Origin of the sequence: Anoxybacillus sp. FSL W8-0104 (assembly GCF_038004465.1) — a bacterium.
GTDB lineage: Bacteria > Bacillota > Bacilli > Bacillales > Anoxybacillaceae > Anoxybacillus > Anoxybacillus flavithermus_G.
Map to the genome: position 1 here is coordinate 2,402,174 of NZ_JBBOQU010000001.1, position 13,385 is coordinate 2,415,558.

Consider the following 13,385-nt stretch of genomic DNA (forward strand, 5'->3'; position numbering starts at 1 on the left):
CGTTCATCACTCCTTTTCTTATTTCACAATTAACGTTTTTCCTGTCATTTCTTTCGGTTGTTGTAATCCGAGCAAATCAAGCATCGTTGGCGCTAAGTCGCCTAAAATGCCATCTTGACGAAGTGTAATGCCTTTTTTCGTGACAATGACCGGCACTGGGTTTGTCGTATGCGCCGTATTCGGACTGCCGTCTGGATTTGTCACTTCGTCCGCGTTCCCGTGGTCAGCGGTAATAATCGCAATCCCGCCTTTTGCCAGAATCGCATCGACGACTTTTCCTAAACATTCATCGACTGCTTCGACTGCTTTAATCGTCGGCTCTAGCATTCCGGAATGGCCGACCATATCAGGATTTGCGTAGTTTAAAATAATCGCATCAAACTTGTCTGCTTCAATTTCTTTCAGTAAAGCGTCCGTTACTTCGTATGCGCTCATCTCTGGTTTTAAATCGTATGTGGCTACTTTTGGCGAGTCAATTAAAATGCGCTCTTCGCCAGGGAACTTTTCTTCACGACCGCCGCTCATAAAAAATGTAACGTGCGGATATTTTTCTGTTTCGGCAATGCGCAATTGCTTCAACCCGTTTTGTGACAATACTTCACCGAGCGTATTATCAAGGTTCGTCGGCTTAAATGCCACGTACCCTTTTACTGTTTCACTAAAGTGCGTTAAGCATACGAAGAACAAGTTTTTCGGATGTTTCGGTCCACGATCGAATGAACGGAAATCATCGTTTGTAAACGTGTTTGAAATTTGAATCGCACGATCTGGACGGAAATTGTAGAAAATAACCGCATCGTTATCTTGAATCGTTGCGACTGGCGTTCCATCTTCACGTACGATCACAGACGGTAATACGAATTCGTCGTAAATGCCGTTCGCATATGAATCATCGACGCACGCAAGCGCATCGCGATATGCTGGACCTTCTCCATACACCATCGCACGATACGCTTTTTCGACACGCTCCCAACGTTTATCGCGGTCCATCGAGTAATAACGACCCGATAATGTCGCGATTTCACCGACACCAATTTGTTCGATTTGCTCATTTAGCTGTTGAATGTACGTTTTCGCCGTTTGCGGACCGACGTCACGTCCATCTAAAAAGCCGTGAATATACACGTTTTTTACGCCTTCTTTTGCAGCGAGCTTGAGTAAAGCGAATAAATGGTTAATATGGCTATGCACACCACCGTCAGAAAGAAGACCGAAAATGTGCAAATTTGTTCCGTGTTTTTTCACATGATCCATCGCTGCTAAAAATGTTTCGTTGCGCTCAAACTCACCTTCGCGAATGGCGATATTGACACGCGTTAAACTTTGATACACAATGCGACCAGCACCGATGTTTAGGTGACCGACTTCCGAGTTCCCCATTTGCCCCTCTGGAAGTCCAACCGCTTCGCCGCATGCCGTTAACGTCGCATGCGGAAACTCATTCCAATAGCGGTCAAAGTTCGGCTTTTTCGCCTGCGCCACCGCATTTCCGAACGTTTCCTCCCGAAGTCCAAACCCATCTAAAATAATTAGTGCTACTGGTTGTTTGCTCATTTTCCTGCCTCCACGAGTTGTAAAAACGATTGTGGTTCTAGGCTGGCGCCACCGACTAGTGCGCCGTCAATATGTTCTTGCGCTAAAAATGCACCGATATTTTCCGGCTTTACGCTACCACCGTATTGAATGCGTACCGCATCAGCCGCTTCTTGTGAGAATTTGTTCGCAATGACTTGGCGAATGTAGCCGCATACGTTGTTTGCATCGTCTGCCGTGGACGATTTTCCTGTTCCGATCGCCCAAATTGGCTCATAGGCGATGACAACTTGCTTTACTTGTTCTTCTGTTAAGCCTTCAAGCGCTTTTTCAACTTGTACACGAACGACTTCATTTGTACGGTTGCTTTCACGCTCTTCTAATGTCTCCCCGCAACAAACGATTGGCACAAGTCCGTGCTTAAATGCCGCAAGCACTTTTTTGTTGACTGTTTCATCTGTTTCCGCAAACATTTCACGGCGTTCGGAATGCCCGATGATAACATACTCCACACCGAGATCTTTTAACGCAACGGGGCTAATTTCACCTGTAAATGCCCCTTGATCTTCAAAATGCATGTTTTGCGCACCAATTTTTACATTTGTTCCTTTTGTCGCCTCAACTAAATGCGCTAAAAAGAGGGCTGGTGCACATACAACGGCATCCACTTGCTCGTTGGAAGGAACCTCATGTTTTACTTCTTCCACAAACTGAAGCGCCTCTTTTAACGTTTTATGCATTTTCCAGTTGCCTGCAATAATCGGCTTTCGCATCGCTTTTAACCCCTTTCTTACTTATCGTTTAATGCGACGACACCTGGAAGTTGTTTTCCTTCCATAAATTCAAGCGACGCACCGCCACCTGTAGAAATGTGATCCATTTTGTCTGCAAGTCTGAACTTTTCAACCGCTGCTGCTGAGTCGCCGCCACCGATGACCGTATATGTATCTTTCGCATCAGCAAGCGCTTGTGCAACAGCTTTTGTTCCTTCAGCAAACGCATCCATTTCGAATACGCCCATTGGACCGTTCCAAATAACAAGTTTTGATTTTAAAATGACGTCGCGATACAATTCGCGTGTTTTCGGACCGATGTCAAGTCCTTCCCAATCGCTTGGAATTTCATCGATGTTCACTACTTTTTTGTTTGCATCGTTTGAAAAATCGTCAGCTACAACTGCATCCACAGGCATATAGAAGTTGACGCCTTTTTCTTTCGCTTTTTCCATGAACGATTTTGCTAATTCAATTTTATCTTCTTCTAATAACGATTTTCCGATTTCATATCCGAGCGCTTTCACAAATGTGTAAGCTAATCCGCCACCGATAATTAAATTATCGACTTTGTCTAATAAGTTTTCGATGACGCCAATTTTATCTTTTACTTTCGCCCCACCGATGATTGCCGTAAACGGACGATCTGGATTAGATAATGCCTTTCCTAACACTTCAATTTCTTTTTCCATTAAGAATCCAGCTACCGCAGGCAAGTGATGGGCAATACCTTCTGTCGATGCATGCGCACGATGAGCTGCACCAAACGCATCGTTGACATATACATCCGCAAGTTCTGCGAATGCTTTCGCTAATTCTGGATCGTTTTTCTCCTCACCAGGATAGAAACGTACGTTTTCAAGCAATAACACATCGCCTTCATTCATTTCAGCAATCGCAGCTTTCACTGCATCGCCATACGCTTCATCTGTTTTCACGACGCGCTTGCCAAGCAATTCACTTAAACGTTCTGCCACGGCATTTAAGCGCATCTCTTCAACAACTTTTCCTTTCGGACGACCAAGGTGGCTCGCTAAAATGACTTTCGCTCCTTGTTCCATTAAATATTGGATCGTTGGGAGCGCGGCGCGAATGCGTGTATCGTCAGTGACGACACCGTTTTGCATTGGCACGTTAAAATCGACGCGGCAAAATACACGTTTCCCTTTCACATCAATGTCACGAACTGTTTTTTTGTTCATGGAGAGGCCCCCTTATTCGTGTGATATATAGAAAGGGAGTGGGGATGAACCCCGCTCCCCTTCTCGGTATGTCCAACTATTTATTATAAACCGTTTTGGGCAAACAATCCAAAAAATTATAAACCTTTTGACGCAATGTATGCAGCAAGGTCAACAACGCGGTGAGAATATCCTGTTTCGTTGTCGTACCAAGAAAGAACTTTCACCATGCGACCTTCCATAACCATTGTTGAAAGGGCATCGATTGTTGAAGAAGCTGTTGAGCCGTTGTAGTCACGAGAAACTAATGGCTCTTCGCTGTAAGCAAGAATGCCTTTTAATTCACCTTCTGCCGCTGCTTTTAAAGCTGCGTTTACTTCTTCCACTGTCACTTCTTTTTCAAGTTCAGCAACAAGGTCAACAACAGATACGTTTGGTGTTGGTACACGCATCGCCATACCATTTAATTTTCCTTTTAATTCAGGCAATACAAGTGCCACTGCTTTTGCCGCACCTGTTGATGTTGGAATGATCGATTCAGCTGCTGCACGCGCACGACGTAAGTCTTTATGCGGTAAATCAAGAATTTGTTGGTCGTTTGTATACGAGTGAACAGTCGTCATCATACCGCGAATGATGCCGAATTTCTCATGTAATACTTTCGCAAATGGCGCTAAGCAGTTTGTTGTACAAGATGCGTTTGAAATGACATGATGGTTTGCTGGATCGTATTTGTCTTCGTTTACGCCCATCACGATTGTAATGTCTTCATTTGTCGCTGGTGCAGAAATGATGACTTTCTTCGCGCCTGCTTCTAAATGTTTCGCTGCGTCTTCGCGTTTTGTGAAGCGTCCTGTTGACTCAACAACGATATCAACGCCAAGTTCGCCCCATCCTAAGTTTGCTGGGTCGCGCTCTGCTTTGACGATAATTTCTTTTCCATCTACAACGATGTTGTTGCCGTTGACAGCCACTTCTGCATCTAATGTGCCATGAACAGAGTCATATTTTAAAAGATGTGCTAACGTTTTTGCATCTGTTAAGTCGTTAACTGCAACCACTTCAATTTCAGGATTTTTTAATGCTGCGCGGAATACGTTACGGCCGATACGACCAAAACCGTTAATACCAATTTTTACTGCCATGTTTTTTTCCTCCTTTGAAATTGTAGGAATGTATTTTAGAGGGATGAATCATCCCGTACTAACTGTTTTGCTGCACCTTCATCTGTAATTAAGATGCACTGATGTGCCTGTTTTATATACGCTTGAATCGCTTTTGCTTTCGAAGCGCCTCCTGCCACTGCAATGACGCAAGGAACGTGGCGCACATCTTCGAGCTGAATGCCAACTGTGTTCACTTTATGAACAACTTCTCCATGTTGATTAAAGTAATAACCAAACGCCTCCGCCACCGCTTCGTTTTGCTCAATTTTTTTCATGTCCTCCGGCGGTGTTTTTCTCCGTTCCGCCATCGTTTTTGCGTCACCTATACCATGAATGACGATCGTTGATGACTTGATTAATTCAAGCACTTCTTTAATAGCTGGTTCTTCAATAATCGATTGATACGTTTCAGCACTTAGTTGGTCAGGGACATGTAACAAACGATAATGTCCCATTGCTTTTTCCGCCATGCGCGCACAAATCGTATTCGCTTGGTTCGTCACATCTTCTCCAAGCCCACCACGAGCCGGAACAAATAACACATTTCGATATTTTGCATCAGGTGTCATCATTTCAGCGACAGCAGCAAGGGTTGTTCCACCAGTTACTGCTACAACGTCTTTCCCTGTTAGTGAATGTTTTATACGTGAGACACAAGCTCTTCCCATCTCTCTTTTCACCCAAGGGGATTGGTCACTGTCTCCAGCAACGACAATGACATCTTTGACAGGAAGTTTCTTTTTTATTTTTCTTTCCAGCTCTTTTAACCCGAGTACTTCTCGCATCATATCTTCAAGTTGAATGAGCACATCGTTTCCTTCTGATGTAACACTCATGCCCGCAGTTGTAATATCAAGCAAATTTTGCTTTTTTAAAAACTGCACTTCCGACCGTAAGACGCGCTCGCTAATGCCTAAGTTTAAGGATAATGTTCGGCGTCCAATCGGTTGCATTAAGCGGATGTGCTGCAAAATTTCGTATCGCTTTTGCATAATCGCGAGAAGATCAGGCAACAATTTTCGTTGAACATCAATCCATTGTCGCATGCTCTTTTCTTCCTTCTTTACTCTCTTTTTCTTTTTCAGGACGTTTCAAGTCCCGCTACGACGTATTATGTCCCACTTTACGTAAAAAATTCACCCCTGCCACAACTTTATTGTAACAGGAAGTGAAACGTTATTCAACTGCTTCGTATTTGTTGTAATCGTTTTCTTATGACATCTTTGTGAATACGACCATATGCAACGATTTCCCCGTCGATTTCGATGACAGGTATCATGAGTTGGTATCGTTCGAGCCACTGCTCGTTTTTATAAATATCGACTTCTTCCCATTCGACTTGTAACTCGCGAAGAATGTCTTTTGCTTCATCACAAAGACAGCAGTTTTCTTTCGAATATAACACGATTTTCATGTTTTGTCCCCTTTATGCATATTGCTTTCGTTTCGAAGCCGGTGGAATACAAAGCTGTTCACGATATTTCGCGACCGTCCGCCGCGCTACACAAATATTGTATCGTTGCTCGAGTAAATCAGCAATGTTTTGGTCGGAAAGAGGTTTTTGCCCATTTTCTTGCTTAATTAATTCCGCAATTAAACCTTTTACTTTTTCTTGCGATGCGTGTTCATCAACACCGCTTGTAAAAAAGCGGCGCATGTCAATTAAACCATGAGGCGTTTGCATATATTTATTTTTCACCGCGCGACTGACGGTCGATTCATGAATGTTTAATGCTGTTGCCACTTCGCGCATCGTAAGTGGCTTCATATGGAGCAAACCTTTTTCAAAATAATCACGTTGTCGATGAATTAACTCACAGGCAATTTGCTCAATCGTTGTTGCTCGCTGCATTAAACAACGTTGGATCCATTGAAACTGTTGACGTTTTTCCTCGATATATTTTTGAACGTGTGGATCATCCGATCGTACTTTCCGTTCATACGATTCATTCCATACAACAGTTGGAATAATTTCTTCATTCATCGTCACATTCCACACCCCATTACTATATGACACGATGACATCAGGAACAATATACGTCATTTGTTCATCGTTATACAAACTTCCTGGGCGTGGATGGAGCGTACGAATAAGTTCCCACACCCGCTGTAAGTCCGCTAACTCTACACCTAGTTTCGATTTTATTTCTTTCCATTTTTTATGGACAAACGATTCGAAATACTCCGTCACAATCGTCTCTGCTAGCTCATCCCTTTGTGGAAGACGGATGAGTTGTAAATATAAACAATGCGACAAATTTTCCGCTCCTACCCCAGCAGGATCAAGTGACTGTAACATATGAAGTGCTCGCGATATAGTCGTTTCTTCTAACTGAAGATGGCAAGCCGCCTCGGCAATTGTTGTATGCAAATAACCATATTCATCAAGTGACGCAATTAAATAATCAAGTGCTCTTCTCTCCTCGTCGGATACACGCATACCAACGAGTTGGCCATGTAAATGTGAAGCAAGCGAACGATTAAAAGCGCTTACATTTTCGATATAATTCATCCGATTCGTTTGATCGCGTCGCTTTGTAGCTGTTCGTTTTCGTTCATGCAACTCAATAAATGGATTTTCAAGCGCTTGTTCGTGTAAAAGCGATTGTAGTTCGATCGTTGAATATTGCAGCAGTTCAATCGCTTGAACAAGCTCTTTTGTCAACGCAACTTTTAGCTCTTGCCTTTGCGTTAATTGCATCTCCATTCATGCCATCTCCCTTCATCCTCATTTTATCATCTCTATAAGGGAGAGACGATAAAAACATATTGGATGTTTTTTCTACTATGCATATGCATCGAAGGCATGTTATCATTCTTATAGAACAAGCGAGCAAGCCTCGCAAAATTCATCTATTCGTCCGGTGCGGCACACCGGACTTTATTTTTTTATACAAAAACCCCGCTTGCATAGCAAGCAGGGGTTAATTAACGCCCTCGGCAGGATAATAACCATATACCTAAAAGTATTGATATTTCAATATTTGAGCCACACGTTCTTTTGTATCGTGCAAAATTTGTGCAAAATTATTTTCAATGTATAAATCTATGCAAAAAAGAGGCGGAGCGTGATCTCCGCCTTCTTTTTTCTTCAAAAATCCTGCTTACACAACACTTCATGCGGAATCTCATATTGTCGGCACCACTTCTCCACCTTTTCTTTTCTTGTCTGTGATACTGTGTACCAAAGAAACAAAAAGAGCCTACTCAAAGCGAGTAGGCTCATTTCTTCAACAATGCTGGATGCACGAAATATTGCGGAGCAATGTTTTCGAAGTTCTTGTAATAAAAGTTCTTCCAGTTGATTTTATCAGCTGTCGCACGATCCAGCCCAACCTTTAAAACAGTATCAACCGATTCATTCCCGTACTGATCGACAAGAGTAAGGTTCCACATTAAAACAGCTTCGCTGATCTCTTTGTGTTTAAACATTTCTTGAAACAGGTCTTTGCTATCCATTAGGATTCCATCTCTTGTCATATTAGTCGTTAAATTTTCATTAGCATACAACTTTGCGATAATGATTTTATCTGTCTTATCAGGTGTTCCTAAATTGTCATTGACTTGCAGTTCGATGATACGTTTTTCCCCCATGTTCGATTTTTTACCAACTTTGTCATAGATGATTTCTTTTACAACCTCATCGATTGTTTTTTCTTGCTTTTTAGGTTCAGCCTTTTTAACTGACTCCTCTTTTTTTACCTCTTCTTTTTTCGGTTCTTCTTTTTTCACATCTTCTTTTTCCTCTTTTGGCTGAGCTACGGCTGGTTTAGATTTTTGCTCATCAGATGACTTTTCGGATTTTTGCTCTTTTGTCTTTTCTTTCTGCTGCTCTTGCTTTGGTTCTTTCGCTGTTTCCTTTGGCGGCTCTGTCGTCATTCCAAACACAATAAATCCTACAAGAGATACTGCTAAAGCGATAAGCGACCGTTTAAATAGCGCTTTTGTTCCTTCTCTTTTTTTTGCAACCCACGCAATACCACGAACCAAATAAACAAGAAAAACAACCATTGCAATAAGACTAATAATCAATGCAATATCATCCATGTAATATCCCCCCTTTTGCACTATTACGTTTACACCATATCACAATTAACGAAAAAATGTTGTCGAATTATGTAGAAAAACAAAAAAATCCCCTGCCGTTTGGCAGGGGTTATTCCAATAGTCCTAATCGATCGAGAATGACTGCTAACTGTGCACGTGTGACTGGCTCGTCAGGTTTAAACGTCCCGTCTGCATATCCTTTTATCACACCTTTTTCCATCGCTTTACGTATACTCGCTTCTGCCCAATGTCCCTTCACATCATCTTTGTTCACTTCTTTTTCCTCCTTTTGTTGTGGTGATTGTGTTGGCGGTCTTTTTCCTGCACGTAGGTCGGCGAGTGACAAACCAAACGTCAATTGAAAATGCGGGTAGTCAGGGAAGTCCCTCCAATCTCCTCCCCACTCAAGTCCAAGTGATTTTCCTAACGCTCCAACACGTTTCCATTTTTCATCGACGTTCCAATTCACGCTTCCGTCTGCGTTTAAAATCGCAAAATCAAAGGCAAGTCCGAAATTGTGGTAGCTGTATCCGCCGCGCGCATTGGTTACGATTTTTCCTGTCTTCGTTCGACCTTGTGCGTACAGTTCGTTTTGTTCTTCAATCGTGCGTAATCCTTGTGTGATGATGATGTTGATACCTTCCTTGTACGCCCGTTCGATGAGTTGTCGTGCCTTTGTTGCAACAAGAGGATGTACACCAACCAACTTTTTCTCGGCGCGTTCAATCAATTCTTTCAGTCCGATTGTCATAGTTAACACCTCTTTCGGATTTCCCTTTCAATACTTCTACCGCCTGTGTAAGTCGTTCCGGCACTGGCACTCCCATTCGTCCTGCATTTTCAAAAATGCTTAGCAGCTCGTTGGCCATATAAAAAACGATAGTCGCATCTCGGAACATGTTTTTTGTTCCGAGCGCGCTATCGACCAAATGGGCGAGTGCCACCATGACAAAAATCATCACTTTTTTAATAATGCCTTTGAATCCAATCTTGCTTGATAACGTTTTTTCTGTGTAGCCAGCAGCCAATCCGCTCCCGTAATCAATCACAACCATCCAAAATAACGCAACTAATAATCCTGTTGACTCACCAAACAAAAAACCGACAACAGCCCCAACCGCAGCCGCGCCGGTTTTAAAAGCAACTTCTAAGCGTTCCAACTCAACAACCTCGCTTTCTGTATAAAGGCTTGATACTCCCACTTTCGCTTCGCTTAGAAGTGGGAGTCTTCTCGCCTAAAACGATAAAAAATACGCCTCTGTTTTGGCGTTTGTTTAATTCATTACTTCACGCTATTGACTACTTGCGTAACCACTTCTTTAAGATTGGACAATTTCGGCACTTGGTCGAGTGTATATGTGCCGTTTAGAACAAGGCTCACCCAAACTTTTACTAATCCGCTATTTTCATTAAACATCTTACATACCTCCCATTTGAGTTATTAATAAAGCCAATTCAGCAATTGCTTGTTTCGTTTCCTCTAATTCTTCTGATAACGGTTTGCGATAAACAGGCTCTTGTGGCTCGGTTGCGTTCGGGTCGGGATAACTAAATTCAAGTTGTTTTGTTTCGGGATTTACTCTATATCCATTACATTTTGAGTTATTAATAAAGCCAATTCAGCAATTGCTTGTTTCGTTTCCTCTAATTCTTCTGATAACGGTTTGCGATAAACAGGCTCTTGTGGCTCGGTTGCGTTCGGGTCGGGATAACTAAATTCAAGTTGTTTTGTTTCGGGATTTACTCTATATCCATTACATTCTGCAAAGTCTTGAGCATATGCACCATAAGGTAATTCGATATGGTCAAATGTATTTCTATTTCTTTCTGATAAAACTTTATATGAAGCAATATCTTCTTCTACAGTAGTTTGCACTACATAGCCGATTTTTTCACCTGTGTCAACTAAAATATTTCCTGTTGCAACTTCAAAATATAATCTGCGACCAATTTTATTAATCATATTTATCCTCCTTATTCAAAAGCCCACCAAGTAACTTTATTTCTTGAAGGTGTAGAACTACCATACCTGTAGGATAAATAAACCCATTAGATTGAATCTGTATGCGGGCTTCATATGTTAAATTACTGCCTATTTTCACAACGCCATCTCCTTTCGCAATTGTTTTCAACTAAATAAATAGGCAGTTCCGCTGACCGATAGCATATCAAAACTTGACCCATCACCGCCAACATATACATCACATCCATTGTCAGTGACATCTTGCAGGTATAGTCGCAGACCCGAAACATTATAAGAAACTGAATAGTGAGTTGTCCCGTAAGTCGTCACGGTGACACCGCGAGATCCGCCATGATATGAACCGCCCACCGCGTAGTTACCTGTATGTCTAAAGATACAAATAGAAGGTCTAAACCCTAAACCGGTTATTGGTATTACTGACCCTTTACTGTACCCGGGAACCGAAACGACCGCCCACTTTTTCCCTGTATTCACATCCGCAATTTTATCGGCTAATGCTTGTAACGCTTCCGTTCCGCTTGCTGAAACGCCTTTATTAGATAGGTTTGTCGCCATTGTGTTTTTAGCATTCTGAATATGTGTTACTAACTGACTGAATGTGTCGCCTGCTGTTGCTGGACTTCCAACGACGGTGGCGACACCTGTTTTCCCGTCATTGGCAAACGTAAAAAGTTCATCAAGAACCTGATCTAACTTGGTTCCAGCGAATCGGTTATTCGGGTCCGTGATAATAACATTACTATCTTTTGTTACTGGGAAAAGATTATCCCATCCTGTATTACTTGCGTTTCGCTGTGTCATTTGAATATTTTTATCTGCCATTATTTCTATACCTCCTTATACCAAAAGTCTCCTGGGCTTGGATTAGATGGAGCTGTAGGACTAGTCGTTATTTTCACACCACCTCCTGCACCGATGTCGTTTTGAAGCTGACTTAGTTTTGTTGGAATTTGTGAAGTGGTCGCGTACCCAACATCATTATTGAGCTGGCTTAAATTTGTGAGATTTCCTCTGTGCCAGATATCAAATCCGTTGAATTTTAGTTCTATACCAAAAAATTTCAACTCATCCCACTCCCTCCTATCCTATGACGACAACTCTATACTGATTGGAAGATGGTGCTGTAGCAAATAACAACTTGATATTATTAGTGTCCGTGATTTGGACATCGGCAAAAACCACATTATATGGGCTTGCATTTTCACGAACAGTCACAACCACATCCTGTGTGTTTAGATTGTGCGTAAGCGTGAATGTCGTTGTTGTGCCGTCCCCGATAGTAGCTGCATATTTTTTTGTCCGTAAAGCAAGTTGATTCAAAATCGTTGTTGCAAAATTCGGATCGTTCCCAAGTGCCGCCGCAAGTTCTTGCAGTGTATCTAGCGTACTAGGAGCGTTGTTAATCAAACTTGCAATCTTTGTGTCGGTATAAGCTTTTGCGTTGGCTTCGGCTGTATTTGCTTTTGCTTGCGCTCCGCTTGGTGTTTCCGCTCCAACGTCTGATGCAGTAAGTGAAACAGCTCCTGTTTTTCCGTTTACGCTAGTGACTGGAACCGTTGCCGCAATCGTTATTTTGTCGTTTGTAGCATCTGGAGTAAGAGAAATATTCGCTCCTGCCACTAATTCAAGAGTATCTGTTTTTGAATCAGCCGCAATAGTAGTAGCACCAACTTTCACGTTGGCAAATGTATTTTGATTGACTTCTGCACCCGCAGCGATTCCGTTCAATTTTGCTAAAGCGTCCTTGGGCATCAAACCATCACTTGTCGGCGTTGCTAATGGAATCGGATCAGCTCCGCCCGTCAAATGCTCATTCGCATGAATCGGAAACGGGTGCCAATTGATTACTTCGTAGTATTCGAACATGACCTCACTGCCTTCTGGAAGACCAGCTGGCAAAGTCACACTTGTAGGAGAAGATTCTATAAGCGCTGCATCATCTTGCTTATCACCATTTAAAAACCAAGTGATGGCTCCCGTTCCTGGTTTATACGTACCTTTTGTGAGATTGAAAACCGTTTGACCTGCCGCAACCGTGAACCGTTCCTGCTTTCGGATGAAGGAAGCAGGATTGTCATTGGCGTTTAGAGTCCCGTCAGGTAAGATTGTTAGGTTCGCCCCTACTTTGATTCCACCTAGCGTCGTAGCGCTTGCAATTGGCGGAGTAAATTCAGTCGGTTTTCCTGTGATAGCAGACCAATCTATTGTGTCTTGTCCGCCCATCTGCGTCCATGTATTAGGCGCTGTATCTTTCCAGATTTTCTTTGTGTCCGTCGAAAAATATATCATTCCACTACCTGTTGCAGCCGGACGATCAGCTTCTAACCCTTGTCTGATTTCAGGGAGACCGACAAGTTTATTCTTTTCCGCTGTTGTATATGCTGCTTCAATCGCATCAAGGACAGCTTTATTTGCGTGACTGTGACGTTTACTGATTGCATCATTGGCGTTAGTAGAAAGATTATCGTCATCAATCTTTAAAGACGAAGCATTGAGTAAAGATATGATTGAGTCACCTGTCAAAACTTGCCCGAGATCAACCCATCCAGATCCGTTGTAGCCATAGAACTTTTTATCTGTGCTATTAAAATAAATTTGTCCTGCCACCGGATTCGATGGGGCAGTTGCAAGGTTCTGAATACGGGCGTTCTGTATCTCATTTTTCGACAAATCCAAATTCGTTAAGAACTTCAATTCTCCT

Annotated in this window: 16 protein-coding genes; all 16 read right to left on the reverse strand. The window is 42.4% G+C overall.

What is annotated here, in order from left to right; genetic code table 11:
- Positions 1-18 precede the first annotated feature (18 nt).
- The 16 genes from gpmI to NST18_RS12805 all read right to left on the reverse strand — a co-directional run bounded on the left by gpmI (position 19) and on the right by NST18_RS12805 (position 13,378).
- Positions 19-1,554, reverse strand: a complete 1,536-nt coding sequence (gene gpmI, locus NST18_RS12730; RefSeq protein WP_088223510.1) for a 2,3-bisphosphoglycerate-independent phosphoglycerate mutase — start codon at positions 1,552-1,554, stop codon at positions 19-21.
- The gene (gene tpiA, locus NST18_RS12735; RefSeq protein WP_004892489.1) at positions 1,551-2,306 is read right to left on the reverse strand and encodes a triose-phosphate isomerase; all 756 of its coding nucleotides are present in this window, start codon (positions 2,304-2,306) and stop codon (positions 1,551-1,553) included. The genes gpmI and tpiA overlap by 4 nt, the downstream gene beginning before the upstream one ends.
- A gap of 17 nt (positions 2,307-2,323) precedes the next feature.
- A complete protein-coding gene (locus tag NST18_RS12740) occupies positions 2,324-3,508 on the reverse strand; it encodes a phosphoglycerate kinase (protein ID WP_004892491.1) in 1,185 nt (394 codons plus the stop codon).
- Positions 3,509-3,624: 116 nt separating this feature from the next.
- Positions 3,625-4,632 carry a type I glyceraldehyde-3-phosphate dehydrogenase gene (gene gap / locus NST18_RS12745; protein ID WP_004892494.1) on the reverse strand — a complete coding sequence of 336 codons (1,008 nt, stop codon included), beginning with the start codon at positions 4,630-4,632 and terminating at the stop codon, positions 3,625-3,627.
- A 35-nt stretch (positions 4,633-4,667) separates the two neighbouring features.
- Positions 4,668-5,699, reverse strand: coding sequence for a sugar-binding transcriptional regulator (locus NST18_RS12750; RefSeq protein ID WP_004892497.1), 1,032 nt, complete (start codon positions 5,697-5,699; stop codon positions 4,668-4,670).
- Between the two features lie 134 nt (positions 5,700-5,833).
- Positions 5,834-6,067 (reverse strand): glutaredoxin family protein, encoded by a 234-nt coding sequence (locus NST18_RS12755; RefSeq protein ID WP_004892501.1) that lies wholly within the window; start codon positions 6,065-6,067, stop codon positions 5,834-5,836.
- A 12-nt stretch (positions 6,068-6,079) separates the two neighbouring features.
- Positions 6,080-7,360, reverse strand: coding sequence for an RNA polymerase factor sigma-54 (gene rpoN, locus NST18_RS12760; RefSeq protein WP_004892504.1), 1,281 nt, complete (start codon positions 7,358-7,360; stop codon positions 6,080-6,082).
- Positions 7,361-7,875: 515 nt separating this feature from the next.
- Positions 7,876-8,700: a hypothetical protein gene (locus NST18_RS12765; RefSeq protein ID WP_340721477.1), complete on the reverse strand. Its 825-nt coding sequence runs from the start codon at positions 8,698-8,700 to the stop codon at positions 7,876-7,878.
- A 109-nt stretch (positions 8,701-8,809) separates the two neighbouring features.
- Positions 8,810-9,451, reverse strand: coding sequence for a M15 family metallopeptidase (locus NST18_RS12770; RefSeq protein WP_088223488.1), 642 nt, complete (start codon positions 9,449-9,451; stop codon positions 8,810-8,812).
- Positions 9,423-9,860 carry a phage holin family protein gene (locus tag NST18_RS12775; protein WP_340721479.1) on the reverse strand — a complete coding sequence of 146 codons (438 nt, stop codon included), beginning with the start codon at positions 9,858-9,860 and terminating at the stop codon, positions 9,423-9,425. The genes NST18_RS12770 and NST18_RS12775 overlap by 29 nt, the downstream gene beginning before the upstream one ends.
- 122 nt (positions 9,861-9,982) lie before the next feature.
- The gene (locus NST18_RS12780; protein WP_340721480.1) at positions 9,983-10,117 is read right to left on the reverse strand and encodes a hypothetical protein; all 135 of its coding nucleotides are present in this window, start codon (positions 10,115-10,117) and stop codon (positions 9,983-9,985) included.
- Between the two features lie 159 nt (positions 10,118-10,276).
- On the reverse strand, positions 10,277-10,663 hold the full coding sequence (locus tag NST18_RS12785; protein WP_340721481.1) for a hypothetical protein: 387 nt from the start codon (positions 10,661-10,663) through the stop codon (positions 10,277-10,279).
- A complete protein-coding gene (locus NST18_RS12790) occupies positions 10,656-10,832 on the reverse strand; it encodes a hypothetical protein (RefSeq protein WP_340721482.1) in 177 nt (58 codons plus the stop codon). The genes NST18_RS12785 and NST18_RS12790 overlap by 8 nt, the downstream gene beginning before the upstream one ends.
- Entirely contained in the window at positions 10,829-11,506 is a 678-nt protein-coding gene (locus NST18_RS12795) for a hypothetical protein (protein ID WP_340721483.1), read from the reverse strand. The genes NST18_RS12790 and NST18_RS12795 overlap by 4 nt, the downstream gene beginning before the upstream one ends.
- A gap of 5 nt (positions 11,507-11,511) precedes the next feature.
- On the reverse strand, positions 11,512-11,748 hold the full coding sequence (locus NST18_RS12800; protein ID WP_340721484.1) for a hypothetical protein: 237 nt from the start codon (positions 11,746-11,748) through the stop codon (positions 11,512-11,514).
- 16 nt (positions 11,749-11,764) lie between these two features.
- Positions 11,765-13,378, reverse strand: coding sequence for a hypothetical protein (locus tag NST18_RS12805; protein WP_340721485.1), 1,614 nt, complete (start codon positions 13,376-13,378; stop codon positions 11,765-11,767).
- Positions 13,379-13,385 lie beyond the last annotated feature (7 nt).